Origin of the sequence: Streptococcus infantis, assembly GCF_001579645.1 — a bacterium.
Lineage (GTDB): Bacteria > Bacillota > Bacilli > Lactobacillales > Streptococcaceae > Streptococcus > Streptococcus infantis_E.
In genome coordinates, this window is the sequence record NZ_KQ970821.1 from 1 (window position 1) to 17,000 (window position 17,000).

Below are 17,000 nucleotides of genomic sequence, written 5' to 3' on the forward strand. Positions count from 1 at the left end.
ATTCAACCCACTACAGTTGACAAAGAGCCCTTAATTGCTCAAAAAAACAGTAAGACCACTTGGTCCTACTGTTTTACTTTTAAAATGTCTGGCGCTTGGCTTTGCGTTCAGCGCGTCCGCGGGCACGACCTTCTGCTCGCTTGGCTTTACGACGTTTTTCATCGACAGCCCACTGGATTTTTTTCTTATAACCTGGTTTGACTTTTTTCTTTTTCTTTTTGACCAAACCAATCATTTCGATGTCCAGTTTTTCCTGTTTCTTCTCACGATTGGCACGACGATCGCGGTCATAGGTATCTTGGAATTCTCCGTCTTTAACCATCTTAGGCACAAACTTGATCCCTAGTTTCTCTAACTCACGAATATCAGAGTCATCACTAGGCTGGTAAAGGGTAATAGCTGTACCTGGCAGTCCATTACGTCCAGTTCGTCCAACACGGTGGACAAAGAAGGACAAGTCTTGTGGAATAGCATCATTGATAACGTGGCTGACACCTTCAATGTCAATCCCACGCGCAGCCAAGTCTGTCGCAACAATGTACTCAAAATCAAGGTTCTTCACTTGATTCATAATCCGTTTACGTTCACGAGGTGCAATATCTCCATGAATCTTAGCTACTTTCAAGCCTTGGGCTGTTAAGTATGTATGCAATTCATCTGCACGAGTCTTAGTATTGACAAAAATCATGGCAAGATATGGTTGCATGACTTGAGTCAATTCATAAATCTGGGCATTCTTGTCACGTCCCTTAGTCGAAATCAACCAGTTATCAATAGTATCTGAGATAACTGTTTTGGTCTTGATTTTTTCCATAACTGGATTTGACAAGTATTTTTTCAAGAATGGTTGCAATTTTTGTGGGATAGTTGCTGAAAAGACCATGAACTGCAAGTCTTTTGGAAGACTTCCTGCAATCTTATCAACTGTTTCCAAGAATCCCATATCCAAGGTCATATCAGCTTCATCGACTACAAAGGTCTTAGCCTTGTGGATAGCCAAATCACCCGATTTTACCAAATCATAGATACGACCTGGTGTTCCAATGACGATATGGGGCTGGTTGCTTGCTAATTTATCAATCTGACGAGCCTTGTCTGTCCCACCCACATAGTTGGCAACACGAATTTCAACTTCTGAATGTGCTGCAATCTGGCGAGCCGCTTGGTAAATCTGAGTTGCTAACTCACGACTAGGAGCTGTGATAACTGCCTGTACACTGTCGCTCTCTTCATCCAACTGTTGGAAAATTGGAAGCAAGAAAGTATGGGTTTTCCCTGAACCTGTTTTTGATTCACCAACCAAGTCACGACCTGCCAAGACAATAGGAATCAACTTATCCTGAACCTCAGTAGGAGTCGTAAACTTCAACTCCTCCAAAGCTTCTTCTATATATTTTTTAAATTTAAATTTCGTAAATGACATAATATCCTCGATTCTATCTATCTACTCATTATACCACATTTTGATGCATTTCAGTTAAACTTTCAATTTAGATAAACCCACGAAAATTTCAAAATATAGACAAATAAAGACAAGAAAAATACTCTCTGTCCATTATAAACAGAGAGTATCACTTTTTTATTTAAGCTCCCATTCCTTCATTAGCCAATCACAAAAATGTTGATAGCGTTGCTCAAGAGCTTCATGATGCCCATAAGCATCAAAGGTGGAATATGTTGAGGGAACTGCTTCTGAAATTAAATTATGTAGATCCCTTGCAAAAATAGGAGCCTTAGACAGACGATTGGAATGATTGGCACCTTCTGTCTGACCATTTTGCAGATAAATAAGGCTTTGGCTCTGCATCAAAGTATGTTCCCTGCAAAAGTCTATAAATTCTGGATACCAGAAAGAACCACAGATAGAAAAGATACAGGTCGCAGAAAGATGACTACTATAGAGACTATAAACAGCTGCAAGACCGCCCAGTGAATAGCCACCATAAGCAATCCTACTTTCATCAATCAAGTAGTCCTTTTTCAGAGTTGTTAGAATTCCTTGAAAGAGCTTCTGATGGTAGTCGTCTCCCTTCCCACCGAAATCTGGAGCCCCTTCTTTCAACGCACTAGCTTTCCAAGGTGTAAAGTCATCCAGACGATTTTCTGGAATCAAACCTACTAAGATCACAAATTGGGATAGGTTTGATGAATAATCCAGTTCCCCATCGTTTAAGAGCACAACTGGGTAGGCTTGTTGAGGATCATAGTTTGAAGGAAGGCTGACCCTAACCTGAATCCCTTCCCAGTTAAACTCCTTATTTCTTGATAAAGTCATTGATTTTTTCAAGTGAATCAATCACTGCTGGACCGTAGTCCATCAACTCATCGTAAGAGATGGTCATGATTTTTTGATTCTTGATTGCTGGTACATTTTCCAAGACAGCATTTGCCTTCATCAAATCCACTGCTTTTTCATCCAACTTTTGATTGCGGTCGCTGGTTACATAGATAATCAACTCTGGATCCATTGATACTAAGTTTTCCAAGGTCAAACCAGATGTTCCTGTTGCAACATTGGTATAACCAAGTTGATTGAGCAAACTTTCTTGAAGGGCTGACTTGTAGGCACCAAAGGTTTCATCGTTATAAGCAACCATAATCAAAGCTTTTTTCTTTTCACCCTGTGTTTCTGGATTGGCTTTTTTAACCGCATCGATTTTAGCTTGTAATTGTTCTGCGTATTGGTTGGCCTTGTCTTGAACATTGAAAATGGTACCAAGATTCTTCACGTCTTCTACGATATTTCCCAAATCCTGTTGGATATTTGATAGTGAGGCTTTTTGCGTATAAACAGGGATTTTATTTTCATTCCAAGCACTAATCGTTCCCATTGACTTTTCAGAGAACATCATGTTGCGCCCCATCAAGGCATCAGGTTCATAAGATAGAACCGTTTCTTGTGAGACTGATTTCTTATCCCCAATATGAGGGATGGCTTCAATTGCTTCCTTGTATTTACCAGTTACAGCATTATCAGGATTGAGCATACCGGCAATTTTATCCTTCAAACCAAGTTCAAGTAGGATTTCAGTTGTTGATAGGTTGTTAGTGATGACCTTTTCAGGAGCCTTTTCAAAGACTTGTTCGACTTCGTTTCCTTTGGCATCATAAGTTTTGATGGTTACAGGATAGTTGGTTTCTGTATTAGATTTTTGACTTGTCTCTGCGCTTGATTGTGTGGTAGCTTTTTCTGTTGAACTATTTCCACAAGCTGCCAAAGTTAAGGTAGCTACTGTTAGGAGCAAAATACTGAGTGATTTTTTCATGTTTTGTTTTCCTTTTCATTTTTTATAAATAGTGAATCATGGCTTGCTGGTCTTCCGTCCAAGTAACCCTACTTTGGACACCATAGACATCCTGCAAAGACTCTGGTGTGATGGTCTCTTTTGGAGTCCCTTGGTAAACAATCTCTCCTTCTTTCATTAGATAGAGATAGTCTGAATAGCGACAAGCTAGCTGAATATCGTGTAATACTGCTAGTACATTGATATTGAGATGTTTGACAATGGTCAACAAGTCTAGCTGGTACTTGATATCTAAATGATTGGTCGGTTCGTCTAAGAGCAGAAGAGTCGGTTCTTGTGCCAAGGCGCGTGCCAACAAAACCCGCTGCTTCTCTCCTCCTGACAGAGAAGAGTAGAGTCGATTTCTTTTCTCGAACATATCTACCTTGACCAGAGCATCCTCAACCAAGGCAAAGTCTTTTTCTTTTTCCTTTTGTAAGAAAGAGAGATGGGGTGTTCTGCCCAGCATGACAATTTCCTCAACCCTACAATCAAATTGTAACTGATTAAACTGCGTGACGACTGCCATCTGCTTTGCCGTTTCCTTGATGCTCATTTGTTCCAAGGGTTTTCCATCTAGAGAAATCAAACCTTGATCAGGCTTTTCCTGTCGATAGAGGAGTTTCAGCAAGCTAGTTTTCCCACTTCCATTGGGTCCCAAAATGGTATGAAATTGCTTGCTCTCCAGTTTGAGCGACACTCCTTTGAGAATTTTTTTCTCTCCGATTCCAAAGTGAATATCCTGGCACATTAAGTCCATATCAGACTCTCACCTCCCTTCGTCTACTTGCAACCATGTAGATAAAGAAAGGTGCACCTACTAGGGCCGTGAAAATACCAATCGGAAGTTCAGCATTTTGAATCAAAACGCGAGCAAAGACATCTGCCCAGACAACAAAGAGGGCGCCTAGTAAGGTTGCTATCGGAAAAAGTCTTTTGTAATTTGTCCCTACCAAACTTCTTGCCAAATGAGGTGTAATGAGACCGACAAAACCGATAATCCCACAGGTCGATACTAATACTGCTGTCATCACGGCTACAATAGCCACATAGAGATACCAGTAAAAACGTAGAGGAATACCCAAAGTCAAGGCTGCCTCATCACCCATCATCATGGCATTAAAAACACGGTATTGGGTAGAGAAAAATAAAAAGGCTATTCCCACGACTACTGCTGGCAGGGTTAAGTGACCCCATGAGATCCCTGCTAGAGAACCCATGGTCCAAAACTTGATGGTCATGACACTGTCAGCATTAGCCCCAATTGAGATAATAAAATTTGAAAAAGCCAAAAAGAGTGCATTGACCACCGTCCCTGATAAAATGAGGCTAGAAGTTGTCATCCTACCTTGCATGGAGGCAATCAGAAGGACTGCAACTGTTGCCAAAAGTGCGCCAATGAATGAACCAAGACCAATCAAGACCTTAAAACCGAGAATAATGCTCAGCGTTGCTCCAAAGGTTGCCCCAGCTGAAATTCCTAACACATAAGGTTCTGCAATGGGGTTATTGACTGTTGACTGCATGACACTACCACACATGGAAAGACCAGCACCAACTATCAAACCTAGAAAGACCCGTGGCAATCTCATATTCCAAACAATAGCAAGTGTCGACTTCGAAATATCTCCTATATCCAACGGAGCTCCCATCTTACTTAATATAATCCGATAGGTATCACTCAAACTAATTTGAACTGACCCCATCGAAACAGCTAAAAATAGAGAGACTCCCAGTGCTCCGAGCAAAATAGCAAGGAGAAAAAAATATCGCAGGTTTTGATGGCTTCCAGAAAATTTGGAAAGCATGAAACCCTCCCTTGATCAAATATTAAAAATTTAGACAATTTTCATAATTAGTATACCACATTTCCAAATCAGGAACAAGACTAGAAAGATACACAAAAAAGCCCTCTAATACCAGAGAGCTAATTTGAGCTCGGGCTAAAATCCTAGTAAAACTAAAAAATCTCCCCGAAGGGAGATGATCTGGTTTATTTTACCTTACAGTGCTAGGAACCGTAACCGAAGATTATACTTGAGTATATCGAGGTAAGGTGACAACGCAATATAAGTGGAAAATAAAGCAGATTAGCGACGAAGTCCTAGAGAGTTGATCAACTCACGGTAACGGTTAACGTCGTTTTTACGCAAGTATGCAAGCAAGTTACGACGGCGACCGATTTTCTTCATCAATCCACGGTAAGTAGCGTGGTCTTTTTTGTGTTGTTTGATGTGTTCGTTAAGGTGGTTGATTTCCCAAGTAAGGACAGCAACTTGAACCTCTACTGAACCTGTATCACCTTCGTGACGTGCATATTGTGCAATGATTTCATTTTTTTTCTCTTTTGAGATTGCCATGATGTTTCTCCTTTTTATTTGGCTTCATCCGAGTGACAGGTTGGCATGCCTGTAACCAAGAAGAAGTTATTTGTCTTTACGACAGTTCTTATTCTACCAAGAACTAAGTTCTTTGTCAACTGATTTACTATTCTTACCGCAAAAGTGCTATAATAGTTATAGGAAGGATATCTAAGTTGACATCTTGAAAAGAGAGGTGATTACCATGCGTAAATTCTCGCAATATCTCCCCTACTATCTGGTCATATTTTTCTTTTATTGGCCACTTTATGGATTATTTATACTACTATTACAGAATCCAAAACTAACGGAGCTCTATCTTTTAAATATATTCATCATTTCGCCTGTTGTAGTTTTTATAGTCTCTCTTCTTTATAGCTACCGATTTGGTTTTTCACTACATTGGCTTTTAGGTAGTTGCTTGCTCTATGGCTTTACTATCATTCCTTTCAGAGAATTTATCATTGTTTATTTCCTAGCCTATGAAATTCTTATTCTACTAGGTACAGTTATTGGTGCCACTATCAGGTATCTGGTTCAAAAACTGAAAAACAAAAAACTTTCACAAAATCCTTGAAAAATCTCGCAATCATGCTATAATAATGCATAGAGACAAGTCGCTTAGAATCTTTCTTTTAGAGAGTGCGTGGTTGCTGAGAACGCATAGGAAGCCTAAACTGATACTACTCTACTGACTTTTATGCAAACATAATACGGTGGCCACGTTAGAGCCAATCAGAGGTGTCCCTCTTTTTTGAGGAACATAAATGAAGGTGGAACCACGTTGCGACGTCCTTTTTAGGATGTCGCTTTTTGTTTTTCTTGATTTAAGACTGCAAAATAGGGAAACACCTCTGCTCTAGAAATAATTGATAACTAACATAAGGAGAAAACCATGATCAAAATTACTTTCCCAGATGGCGCTGTTCGTGAATTCGAATCTGGCGTTACAACTTTTGAAATTGCTCAATCCATCAGCAATTCCCTAGCAAAAAAAGCTCTTGCTGGTAAATTCAACGGTAAACTCATCGACACTACTCGTGCGATCACTGAAGATGGAAGCATTGAAATCGTGACACCAGATCACGAAGATGCATTGGATATCTTGCGTCACTCAGCAGCCCACTTGTTCGCTCAAGCCGCTCGTCGCCTTTTCCCAGACATTCACTTGGGTGTCGGTCCAGCGATCGAAGATGGTTTTTACTATGATACAGACAACCAAGCGGGTCAAATCTCTAACGAAGACCTTCCTCGTATCGAAGAAGAAATGCAAAAAATCGTTAAAGAAAACTTCCCATCTATTCGTGAAGAAGTGACAAAAGATGAAGCCCGTGAAATCTTCAAAAACGACCCTTACAAGTTGGAATTGATCGAGGAACACTCAGAAGACGAGGGTGGCTTGACCATCTACCGTCAAGGTGAATACGTGGACCTTTGCCGTGGACCTCACGTGCCATCAACTGGTCGTATCCAAATCTTCCACCTTCTCCATGTAGCTGGTGCCTACTGGCGTGGAAATAGCGACAATGCTATGATGCAACGTATTTACGGTACAGCTTGGTTCGACAAGAAAGACTTGAAAAACTACCTTCAAATGCGTGAAGAGGCCAAAGAACGTGACCACCGTAAACTTGGTAAAGAGCTTGATCTCTTTATGATTTCTCAAGAGGTCGGTCAAGGGCTTCCATTCTGGTTGCCAAATGGGGCGACTATCCGTCGTGAGTTGGAGCGCTACATCGTAGACAAAGAGTTGGCTTCTGGCTACCAACACGTTTACACTCCACCGCTTGCTTCTGTAGAACTTTACAAGACTTCTGGTCACTGGGATCATTACCAAGAAGACATGTTCCCAACTATGGATATGGGAGATGGGGAAGAATTCGTCCTTCGTCCAATGAACTGTCCACACCACATCCAAGTCTTCAAGCACCATGTTCACTCATACCGTGAATTGCCAATCCGTATCGCTGAAATCGGGATGATGCACCGCTATGAGAAATCAGGGGCCCTTACAGGTCTTCAACGTGTACGTGAAATGTCTCTTAATGACGGACACCTCTTCGTCACTCCAGAACAAATCCAAGAAGAATTCCAACGTGCCCTTCAGTTGATTATCGATGTTTATGAAGACTTCAACTTGACTGAATACCGCTTCCGTCTCTCTCTTCGTGACCCTCAAGATACTCACAAGTACTTTGATAATGATGAAATGTGGGAAAATGCCCAAACCATGCTTCGCGCAGCGCTTGATGAAATGGGCGTTGACTACTTTGAAGCTGAAGGGGAAGCTGCCTTCTATGGTCCAAAATTGGATATCCAGGTTAAGACTGCCCTCGGTAAAGAAGAAACTCTTTCTACCATTCAGCTTGACTTCTTGCTTCCAGAACGCTTCGACCTTAAATACATCGGAGCGGATGGTGAAGAGCACCGTCCAGTGATGATCCACCGTGGGGTGATTTCCACCATGGAACGCTTCACAGCCATCTTGATTGAAAACTACAAGGGTGCCTTCCCAACATGGCTAGCACCACACCAAGTGACCCTTATCCCAGTTTCTAATGAAAAACACGTGGACTACGCTTGGGAAGTGGCTAAGAAACTCCGTGACCGTGGGGTTCGTGCCGATGTGGATGAACGCAATGAAAAAATGCAGTTCAAGATCCGTGCTTCACAAACTAGCAAGATTCCTTACCAATTGATCGTTGGTGACAAGGAAATGGAAGACGGAACTGTCAACGTTCGTCGCTATGGACAAAAAGAAACGAACACTGTGTCAGTAGAAGAGTTTGTAGCAGCTATCCTAGCTGATATCGCCAACAAATCACGAGTTGAGAAATAAAACGATCACTGTCTGGGATAAAATTCTAGCTACCTAAAAAAGAGGTTGGGACAAAAGATCCCGACCTCTCTTTTTATTAGCAATCAAACTTTGACGCGGTAGCTGATTGAACTTTTTGTTCGTCTTTTAGACTCCAAAAAGCTTCTAATCATCCTCGCGGGGCTGGGACTACGAAATCGAGACTTTGTCTATCGATTTCTGTCCCACCGCCTTTTTATATTTTGTTTAACCTGAGCTAGTAGTGATTGATCAAACCACCACAAATAGTAGACTCATCAACAATCCTTTCTATCCATTAACTTTTGGATATAGGATATCCTCCCAAGATTTGCTTCCTCGACTTAGATAAGTTCAATATCCTCAATCATTGTCTGCTTCATTTTCTTTTACGCGATCTTTTTGTGAATCTTTTTCAGAGAGTTTTTGATCGATATACTTGTTAATGGTTTCATAAAATTCCTTGGTCATTTCACTATCTAATTTTGTCGAATTATGGACTTGATTGACTTTCAATTGAACAGATTGAATACCGTAAGAGGCTTGTTTTTGGCAAATGGTTTCTAATTCTTCTTCTGAAATCGGACCTCCAACAACCGTCAAGACCAATTCATTGCTCCTTGACTTGTAGACTTGATTAATGACCGTATGATTGGCGAACTCTTTGCCTACAAACTGTTTAATCCCTTCTTTTCGCGCTTGATCCATCGTCAGAGTGACTGCTGAATAGCTGGCTGGAAGAACCAATAATACAATCAAGGATATCAACCCAATTTTCATTTTAATATTTAGCTCTTTAAATGAACTTAAAGGAGATTTTCTCATCAAAATTCTTGTTCCAACAATGTTGGCTAGCATGATAAAAACACAGTTGATCAAGAAAAGATAGAGAGCCCCAAATAAAAATCGTACATTTCCATTAGCTAAACCATAGCCTGCAGTACAGATAGGTGGCATTAGAGCTGTTGCGATGGCTACTCCTGGTACGATATTGTTTGCTTCTTTTTTCCTTGAACCAATGAAACCTGCTATCCCACCCGCGATAGCAATGAGAACATCCCAAATGGTTGGAGAGGTTCGTGCAATCAACTCGCTACTTGCATAAGATAAGGGAGAAATCCAGAAATACAGAGTCGATACAAGCAAACTGACCAATACTTGAGTAAATAAAACCTCTAGAGATTGCTTGATTAAACGCGTATCAAAAATAGCTAAACCGAATCCCAGTCCAACAATCGGTGTCATAAGAGGGGAAATCAGCATGGCTCCAATAATGACAGCTGTTGAATTCATATTTAGACCTATAGAGGCAATAAAAATCGCACACATCAAAATCACTGTATCTCTTAATCGAACATGAAGGTCATCATATAATTTCTCACGGTATTCACGTGTTGAATAGTTTCCGGTCATTGGTTACTCCTTTTATTTCATATAATCTTGTTTCTGCAAAGACGATGGCAGAGAGACTTCTGTCCAATATTACATATTTTTAATTCTCACCTGTCATTCTTTTGAAAATAATCCTTTAAATATCCATCAGTCCATCCTTGATATTATATCAAAAATTTTACAACCTTTCTCTGAAGAACTCAATCAATTTAAGAGATAGAGAAAGGTAGAAATTTTTGTTTCCTTATCCAAAGAAGAAAAAAACGTTATCTCCTTTGAAAGAAGATAACGTTTTAATGTTTAAACATGATGAGTGTGTTTGGTTTTCCAATTTTGTATCATGCAAACCACCCAAGGTGGTGTGATCCCCAAGGTAAACCCGCAAATTATGACTACTAAGATAGAGTATTCAATATAATCTAGGATTCCTCCGTCAAAATAACTTTCAGACTTTACATTATATCCTTTATTTTTATATTTGAACAATCTTGCGATAGCTTCTTGAAGTAATCATAAAGATTAGAACATAGACTAAAGCAAAGATACCACAGATAGAAAGGGTTACACTTAACATCATGGCTGAATCAACAACACCAACGACCTTGAGAATCAGGCTCAACATGTGATAAGCAAAAGCCAGATGAAGGAAGGCAAAGGCCAGAGGTAGGAAGAAAACAGTCAAGACCTGCTTGTTAATGGTTTGCTTGATTTGTTTTTGATCCAAACCAACCTTTTGCAGAATGACAAAGCGTTCACGGTCTTCATAACCTTCTGAAGTTTGTTTATAGTAGATAACGAGTACAGTACCTACCATAAAGATGATAGAGAGAAAAATACCGATAAAGAGGACTCCACCAAAGAGAGCGTTCATTTCGACAGTTGACTCACTCGCAATGTTTGCACCGTAAACCATACCATCCTCGTTCTTGAGATTGTGACTGAAATTATTCACATACGCATCGAAATCATCAGATAGCTTTAACTGTTCCTCTTTACTTGCTGTCACATCCATTCCACCATATAGCTGAGTGTATATAGCAGAATCCTGGTATTTATCTAAAAAGTCCTGCAAATTTGAGACAACAAGGTAGTTATAATCTGAGATCAAAAGTACATACTGGTTAGCAACATGGTCTCTGAGGAAATCTTGCTGGATTTCTTGCTTGATCGTATAGTTCTGATTGTTCAGACTGAATGCTTTTTGACCTTTAAGGCCATCGTTCTTAGCGAATAGTCCCACCTCATTATTCGTAAGGTTCAGCTTTTGTCCAGTCATTTTTTCATAGTCTTTTTGATCAAAAACTAGGAAAACTGTCTTGGGCATAACACTATTTTGACCTTTTGCAAAGGTGGTTAATTTGGTACCATCTTGACTAGAAAGGCCGAAACTTGCATAGCTAAGAACATCCTTAGTGCTGATTGTTAGGTTCTTTTCCTTGGCATACTGAGTTAAAAGTTGGTCTAAATCCTCAACTTCTACATTTTGTCCTGAAATTGACATATCGTGAGGATACAGGAGTTTTTTAATATTTTCAGAACCATTGTAGATACTGGTTGCTGCCGACATGGTGACCAAAACCATGGTGGAAAGGATGGCGATAGTCGCTAAACCAACCGCATTTTTCTTCATACGGAAAATGAGGTTAGAAACAGAGATGAGATTGTTAGGTTTGTAGTAATATTTCTTGTTTTTCTTGAGCATTTTCAAGAAAACTGTAATCCCAGCATTGAACAAGAGATAGGTTCCTAAAATGACCAGTATTACAGCTAAAAAGAAGGTAGAAATAGCTAATAGAGCATTTGTTACGCTTTGAGCTAGATAATAGCCACTACCTAAAGAGAGTAGTCCCAAGATTGTCTGAAACACTAGGAAACGGCCCTTCTTCTCACCTTTTGCTTTCTCACGAGATAGTTGAAGAGCATCCATACGGATAATGCGGATAGCATTTAGGAAGACAATGACTAAAAAGATAAGACCAAATACCAGAAGGATGGAAAGGACTACGGGCCATTGGAAGGTTGCGACTAACTCCACCTTCATCTTTGAAAGTTTGAGCAATAAAGCGAAAATCAGATTGTCAAAGAGGGCACCAATCCCAATCCCAGCAGTGACTGTTACTAGACCAAAAATCAGGAGTTCCTTGAAGGTCATACCAATCAAATGTCGCTTTTCTAGTCCCAACATGCCATATATACCCAGTTCTTTGGAACGATTTTTCATGACAAAACTGTTGGCATAAAGGACGATAATGGCAGATGCAAGTGTTACTACGATGAGACCTAGTTGTAGGGTAAATTGAATAGAAGATCCACCCCGCATTTCTACCATTTTAGGATTAAAAGTTAATGAATAAAATAGGTAGCTGATAGTAACTGCAAGGAGAACTGCTAGTGCAAAAGGATAATAGAGTTTGCGGTTTTTGATTAAGTTGGATACGGCCAACTTATTGGTTAATCGAAACATACTAGTTCACCTCACTTGCCATAACAGTCAAGGTGTCAGAGATTTCTTGGAACATCTGACGTTCAGTCTTTTCACCACGGTAGATTTGATTGTAAAGAATGCCGTCCTTGATGAAGAGGACACGTTTCGCACGACTTGCTGCAGCTGTTGAATGGGTTACCATGAGAATGGTTTGTCCTTGTTCATTGATCTGATCAAAAATATCAAGGAGGGCTGCAGATGACTTAGAATCTAGAGCTCCTGTTGGCTCATCAGCAAGGAGAATTTCTGGTTCTGTAATGATAGCGCGGGCTACTGCTACCCGTTGCTTTTGTCCACCAGAGATTTCATAAGGGTACTTCTCCTGCAATTGGTTGATGCCAAGATTTTCAGCCGTCACTACCAATTTTTTCATCATTTCAGTAATAGGCTTTCTAGACAATACCAAAGGGAGTAAGATATTGTCTTTAACAGAAAGCGTATCTAACAAATTGAAGTCTTGGAAGACAAAGCCTAACTTTTCACGACGGAAGCTTGATGCTTCAGTATTTTTAATGGTAGCTGTGTCTGTTCCGTTTAGGAAGACCTGACCACGAGTTGGTTTGTCAAGCATGGCGAGAATATTGAGTAGGGTTGATTTCCCAGAACCAGACTCACCCATAATGGCAACGTAGTCGCCTTTTTCTACAGTGAAGTGAATATCTTTCAGGGCTTCTACTTGGTTGCCTTGGAAACGTGTTTTATAAATCTTTTGAACGTGTTTTACATCTAATAGTGTCATGATAATCTCCTTTTTAATATCCCATTAATTGAAACTGAGCCTGCATAATAGCGCAACCGAGCTGAACTCGCTCGATCTCTTTTGGACTTGGTTTACTTGTATCTTTCTTTTGTAAGATTGTTTTCATGGTTTCTCTCCTTTTTCTTTATGCTATAAGTTTACTCCAAATAAAGAGGACTTGCCATAACATAACCTTACAAAAGAGGTCTGTAATCTTACATTTTTGTAAGATTACAATTTTTTATCTGATTGAAGTCTGCTTTCTTACCATAACAAGGTCTAAAGAAGAGCCTGAAAGGATTCTTCCAAGCTCTTAGCAATTCTTTTCATTCGATCAGTAGGTTTACTTCTGAAAACTTGATACGCACAGTCGTCCCTTGACCAAGTTTAGATTCGATACGGATTTGATGTCCTAATTCTTGGCTGATTTTTTGGGTCAAGTAGAGTCCAAGTCCAGATGACTGCTGGGTCATGCGACCATTATAGCCTGAAAATCCGCGTTCAAAAACTCGCAATTGATCACTGTTTTTGATGCCAATCCCAGTATCTTTGATGCAAAGTTCTTGATCTTCCATATAGATCTCAATTCCACCTTCATTTGTGTATTTGAGGCTATTTGAAAGGATTTGTTCAATAACTACTAACAACCATTTTTTATCCGTCACAATGCTTCTATCCAAGTCATGCAGATTAACACTTAAACCTTTCTGGATAAAGAAAAGGGCATATTTGCGAATGACTTCCTTGACCAAATCCTCCACATTTTCTTTCTTCAACACCAGATCATCATGGAAGCTCTCTAAGCGTAGGTATTGGAGAACGAGGTTGGTATAGGAATCAATCTTAAAAATTTCCTGTTCTAGCTGTTGCTTCAATTGGCGATCTGCCACCTCGCTCACGAGGAGTTTACTGGCCGCAATTGGAGTTTTTATCTGATGAACCCAGAGTGTATAATAGTCCACCAAATCATTGTAGCGGTTTTCAGCATCTGATTTCTTTTGATAGAGTTCTTCTTCACTTTTCTCTAGTTTTTCAGTTAGTAGGGCCTCCATTGGTGACTTGGCTTCTCTTTTTCCGTAAAACAATTCCTTACGATAGCGTTGCAATTCTATCAAGAAATCATAGACCAAAAACAAAAGTGTCAAAAAGGTAGATAGAAAGAAGAAATAATTAAAGTAGAGTACTTGGTTATCAAATAAAACCTCAAAGAGAAAAAGCAAACCCGTGAGTAAGAGAATAAAAGCGAAAAAACGGCTACGCGAACGGATATAAGCTAGAAAAAAACTTTTGAAATCAAGCATGTTTCAATCCGTACCCTATTCCTTTCTTAGTTTCGATAAAACCAATCAAACCTTCTTCCTCCAATTTCTTGCGCAAGCGGGCGACGTTTACGGACAAGGTATTATCATCGATAAAAAAGTCACTATTCCAAAGTTCCCGCATCAAATCGTCACGCGCTACGATATTTCCCGCATGCTCAAATAAGACACGTAAAATCTGAAATTCATTCTTTGTTAAACTGATAGCTTTCCCATTGACATGCACATCCATAGACTTGGTATTGAGGATAACTCCAGCATACTCTAAGAGACTTTCATCCCGTCCAAACTCATAGGAACGACGTAACAAGCCCTGTACCTTGGCTAAAAGAACCTGCTGATCAAAGGGCTTGGTCACAAAATCATCCGCCCCCATATTAATGGCCATCACAATGTCCATAGCCTGGTCTCTCGAAGACAGAAACATAATGGGAACTTTAGAAATCTTGCGAATTTCCTGGCACCAGTGATAACCATTAAAGAGAGGCAAGCCGATATCCATGAGAACCAGATGAGGTTCAGACTGAACAAATAGTGTGAGAACCTCCATGAAGTCTTCTACCATGACTACCTCAAATCCCCACTCAGAGAGCATTTTCCCAACTTGCTGACGGATTACTGGATCATCTTCTACTAGTAAAATCTTATGCATCTGCTCCTCCTTTTTTTATATTATAGCAAAATTCTTCTCACTACTAGCGAAATTGATGCAAATCTGATATGATAAAAGTTAAGAAAGGAATTCTCATGGCCAATATTTTTGACTACCTAACTAATGTTCAATACGATTCTTTTTATGATCTTCCCTTAAATGAACTGGATGTACTTGCTTTGACAGAGCTGACTTATCTTCCTTTTGATAACCTATTGTACCAGCCAGTCAATCGTTTAAGCGATGTCGCAACACGTGTCCCACGAGAAAGCACCATGTTGACCAATAAAGAACGTCTCCAACTCTTAGACCAGCTTGCTCAACACAAACGATTTAAAAATTGCAAGCTATCAAACTTTATTAACGAAATTGATACCGAGCAACAGAAACAGTTCGCTGCTATGACCTATCGTCTGAACCTAGATACTTATCTCATTGTCTTTCGTGGCACAGACGACAGTATTATTGGCTGGAAGGAAGATTTCCATATGACCTATATGAAGGAAATCCCTGCCCAAAAGCATGCTCTTGAATACTTGGAAGAATTCTTTACCCAACATCCAAAACAAAAAGTAATTCTTGCTGGGCATTCTAAAGGTGGGAATCTAGCAGTCTTTGCTGCTAGTCAAATCCAGCCTGAATTGCAGGAAAAGATATCCGCAGTTTATACCTACGATGCTCCTGGTTTGCAGGCTCATCTGACTGAAACGACTGGTTATCAAGATGTTATCCCTAAATTTCACCGTTATGTCCCACAAGGTTCTGTCATTGGCATGATGCTAGAAGTTCCTGATACTCCTACCGTCGTCAAATCTACGGCTCTCGGTGGCATCGCCCAACACAATACTTTCAGTTGGTTGACAGATGGACACCACTTTGTCCAACTAGAGGAGATTAGTAGCGAAAGTCTACAAATCAAAGACGCTCTAAAGGAATGGGTGGACAGTGTTCCCGATGAGGAATTAGAACTCTATTTTGATCTCTTCTTTGGAACCATCCTAGAGTCCGGAATTAGCTCTATTAATGAACTATCTTCAAAAAATGCGATTGAACATGTTCGACAACTTGTTTCTCAAGCCCAGACACTAGAGCCTGAGCAAGTCGAAATCTTAAAAAATCTGACACAACTCCTACTGGATGCACGCTTCCAAGCCTGGAAAAATCATTTTTAATGTATTAAAAAGTCCCTTCTTTTATGGAGGGACTTTCTTATTGATCGATTCCTTATTTTGTCCTTCTGTGTTATACTAGAAACTGTAAATTCTTTGAAAGAGGAAATCCTATGAAAATCCATAAAACCGTAAATCCTGTTGCCTATGAAAATACTTATTATCTCGAAGGAGACCAACACCTGATTGTAGTCGATCCAGGTAGCCATTGGGAGGCCATTCGAAAGACTATTGAGAAAATCAACAAACCAGTCTGTGCGATTCTATTGACCCATACTCACTACGATCATATCTTGAGTCTGGACTTGGTCAGAGATACTTTTGGAAATCCTCCAGTATATGTGGCAGAAAGCGAAGAATCTTGGCTCTATACTCCTGTCGACAACCTCTCAGGCCTTCCTCGTCATGACGATATGGCAGATGTCGTATGTAGACCAGCTGAACACACCTTTGTTTTTCATAAAGAATACCAAATCGAGGAGTTTCGTTTTACAGTACTCCCAACTCCAGGCCACTCTATCGGAGGAGTTTCATTTGTTTTTCCAGATGGGCACTTGGTCTTAACGGGTGATGCTCTCTTCCGAGAAACTATTGGACGAACAGACCTACCTACAGGTAGTATGGAACAACTCCTCCATAGTATCCAAACCCAGCTCTTTACCCTTCCTAACTACGATGTCTATCCAGGTCACGGACCTGCTACGACCATCGCTCACGAAAAAACTTTTAATCCATTTTTCTAAAATATAAAAACCAAGGACTGG

The 17,000-nt window shown here is 40.1% G+C and carries 15 protein-coding genes; 4 read left to right on the top strand and 11 right to left on the bottom strand.

Translation table 11 applies throughout. The features are described 5' to 3' along the window. Positions 1-79 precede the first annotated feature (79 nt). The 6 genes from SINDD18_RS06425 to rpsO form a co-directional block, all read right to left on the bottom strand. The gene (locus SINDD18_RS06425) at positions 80-1,423 is read right to left on the bottom strand and encodes a DEAD/DEAH box helicase (RefSeq protein WP_061863514.1); all 1,344 of its coding nucleotides are present in this window, start codon (positions 1,421-1,423) and stop codon (positions 80-82) included. 156 nt (positions 1,424-1,579) lie between these two features. Further along, positions 1,580-2,275 (bottom strand): alpha/beta hydrolase-fold protein, encoded by a 696-nt coding sequence (locus SINDD18_RS06430; protein WP_061863515.1) that lies wholly within the window; start codon positions 2,273-2,275, stop codon positions 1,580-1,582. Further along, positions 2,256-3,266 (bottom strand): ABC transporter substrate-binding protein, encoded by a 1,011-nt coding sequence (locus tag SINDD18_RS06435; RefSeq protein WP_061863516.1) that lies wholly within the window; start codon positions 3,264-3,266, stop codon positions 2,256-2,258. The genes SINDD18_RS06430 and SINDD18_RS06435 overlap by 20 nt, the downstream gene beginning before the upstream one ends. Before the next feature lie 22 nt (positions 3,267-3,288). Then, a complete protein-coding gene (locus tag SINDD18_RS06440; RefSeq protein ID WP_061863517.1) occupies positions 3,289-4,044 on the bottom strand; it encodes an ABC transporter ATP-binding protein in 756 nt (251 codons plus the stop codon). A gap of 1 nt (position 4,045) precedes the next feature. After that, on the bottom strand, positions 4,046-5,092 hold the full coding sequence (locus SINDD18_RS06445) for a FecCD family ABC transporter permease (protein ID WP_061863518.1): 1,047 nt from the start codon (positions 5,090-5,092) through the stop codon (positions 4,046-4,048). Positions 5,093-5,374: 282 nt separating this feature from the next. Beyond that, positions 5,375-5,644 (bottom strand): 30S ribosomal protein S15, encoded by a 270-nt coding sequence (gene rpsO, locus SINDD18_RS06450; RefSeq protein ID WP_001018251.1) that lies wholly within the window; start codon positions 5,642-5,644, stop codon positions 5,375-5,377. Positions 5,645-5,849: 205 nt separating this feature from the next. On the opposite strand from rpsO, the gene SINDD18_RS11400 reads away from it, so the two are divergent. Together SINDD18_RS11400 and thrS are read left to right on the top strand one after the other, a co-directional pair. Further along, positions 5,850-6,221 carry a hypothetical protein gene (locus SINDD18_RS11400; protein ID WP_061863519.1) on the top strand — a complete coding sequence of 124 codons (372 nt, stop codon included), beginning with the start codon at positions 5,850-5,852 and terminating at the stop codon, positions 6,219-6,221. Between the two features lie 318 nt (positions 6,222-6,539). After that, on the top strand, positions 6,540-8,483 hold the full coding sequence (gene thrS / locus SINDD18_RS06460) for a threonine--tRNA ligase (protein ID WP_061863520.1): 1,944 nt from the start codon (positions 6,540-6,542) through the stop codon (positions 8,481-8,483). A 360-nt stretch (positions 8,484-8,843) separates the two neighbouring features. Here thrS and SINDD18_RS06465 read toward each other — a convergent pair whose 3' ends face one another. From SINDD18_RS06465 to SINDD18_RS06485, 5 genes are all read right to left on the bottom strand, one after another. Next, complete coding sequence (locus SINDD18_RS06465) at positions 8,844-9,893, bottom strand: DUF389 domain-containing protein (RefSeq protein WP_061863521.1); 1,050 nt, start codon at positions 9,891-9,893, stop codon at positions 8,844-8,846. 451 nt (positions 9,894-10,344) lie between these two features. After that, on the bottom strand, positions 10,345-12,336 hold the full coding sequence (locus tag SINDD18_RS06470; protein ID WP_061863522.1) for an ABC transporter permease: 1,992 nt from the start codon (positions 12,334-12,336) through the stop codon (positions 10,345-10,347). Between the two features lies 1 nt (position 12,337). Continuing rightward, positions 12,338-13,096: an ABC transporter ATP-binding protein gene (locus SINDD18_RS06475; RefSeq protein WP_000173364.1), complete on the bottom strand. Its 759-nt coding sequence runs from the start codon at positions 13,094-13,096 to the stop codon at positions 12,338-12,340. A gap of 326 nt (positions 13,097-13,422) precedes the next feature. Next, positions 13,423-14,397 carry an ATP-binding protein gene (locus SINDD18_RS06480; protein ID WP_061863523.1) on the bottom strand — a complete coding sequence of 325 codons (975 nt, stop codon included), beginning with the start codon at positions 14,395-14,397 and terminating at the stop codon, positions 13,423-13,425. Further along, positions 14,390-15,067 (bottom strand): response regulator transcription factor, encoded by a 678-nt coding sequence (locus SINDD18_RS06485; RefSeq protein ID WP_000548968.1) that lies wholly within the window; start codon positions 15,065-15,067, stop codon positions 14,390-14,392. Before SINDD18_RS06485 ends, SINDD18_RS06480 begins: the two co-directional genes overlap by 8 nt. A gap of 95 nt (positions 15,068-15,162) precedes the next feature. On the opposite strand from SINDD18_RS06485, the gene SINDD18_RS06490 reads away from it, so the two are divergent. Then, on the top strand, positions 15,163-16,239 hold the full coding sequence (locus tag SINDD18_RS06490) for a DUF2974 domain-containing protein (protein WP_061863524.1): 1,077 nt from the start codon (positions 15,163-15,165) through the stop codon (positions 16,237-16,239). Between the two features lie 110 nt (positions 16,240-16,349). After that, positions 16,350-16,979 (top strand): MBL fold metallo-hydrolase, encoded by a 630-nt coding sequence (locus SINDD18_RS06495; RefSeq protein WP_061863525.1) that lies wholly within the window; start codon positions 16,350-16,352, stop codon positions 16,977-16,979. The last annotated feature ends 21 nt before the right edge of the window (positions 16,980-17,000 follow it).

What these genes read in the sequence shown, in the direction of transcription:
- SINDD18_RS06425 (WP_061863514.1), bottom strand. Translation starts at nt 1,423, where the DNA reads ATGTCATTTACGAAATTTAAATTTAAAAAATATATAGAAGAAGCTTTG.
- SINDD18_RS06430 (WP_061863515.1), bottom strand. Translation starts at nt 2,275, where the DNA reads ATGACTTTATCAAGAAATAAGGAGTTTAACTGGGAAGGGATTCAGGTT.
- SINDD18_RS06435 (WP_061863516.1), bottom strand. Translation starts at nt 3,266, where the DNA reads ATGAAAAAATCACTCAGTATTTTGCTCCTAACAGTAGCTACCTTAACT.
- SINDD18_RS06440 (WP_061863517.1), bottom strand. Translation starts at nt 4,044, where the DNA reads ATGGACTTAATGTGCCAGGATATTCACTTTGGAATCGGAGAGAAAAAA.
- SINDD18_RS06445 (WP_061863518.1), bottom strand. Translation starts at nt 5,092, where the DNA reads ATGCTTTCCAAATTTTCTGGAAGCCATCAAAACCTGCGATATTTTTTT.
- rpsO (WP_001018251.1), bottom strand. Translation starts at nt 5,644, where the DNA reads ATGGCAATCTCAAAAGAGAAAAAAAATGAAATCATTGCACAATATGCA.
- SINDD18_RS11400 (WP_061863519.1), top strand. Translation starts at nt 5,850, where the DNA reads ATGCGTAAATTCTCGCAATATCTCCCCTACTATCTGGTCATATTTTTC.
- thrS (WP_061863520.1), top strand. Translation starts at nt 6,540, where the DNA reads ATGATCAAAATTACTTTCCCAGATGGCGCTGTTCGTGAATTCGAATCT.
- SINDD18_RS06465 (WP_061863521.1), bottom strand. Translation starts at nt 9,893, where the DNA reads ATGACCGGAAACTATTCAACACGTGAATACCGTGAGAAATTATATGAT.
- SINDD18_RS06470 (WP_061863522.1), bottom strand. Translation starts at nt 12,336, where the DNA reads ATGTTTCGATTAACCAATAAGTTGGCCGTATCCAACTTAATCAAAAAC.
- SINDD18_RS06475 (WP_000173364.1), bottom strand. Translation starts at nt 13,096, where the DNA reads ATGACACTATTAGATGTAAAACACGTTCAAAAGATTTATAAAACACGT.
- SINDD18_RS06480 (WP_061863523.1), bottom strand. Translation starts at nt 14,397, where the DNA reads ATGCTTGATTTCAAAAGTTTTTTTCTAGCTTATATCCGTTCGCGTAGC.
- SINDD18_RS06485 (WP_000548968.1), bottom strand. Translation starts at nt 15,067, where the DNA reads ATGCATAAGATTTTACTAGTAGAAGATGATCCAGTAATCCGTCAGCAA.
- SINDD18_RS06490 (WP_061863524.1), top strand. Translation starts at nt 15,163, where the DNA reads ATGGCCAATATTTTTGACTACCTAACTAATGTTCAATACGATTCTTTT.
- SINDD18_RS06495 (WP_061863525.1), top strand. Translation starts at nt 16,350, where the DNA reads ATGAAAATCCATAAAACCGTAAATCCTGTTGCCTATGAAAATACTTAT.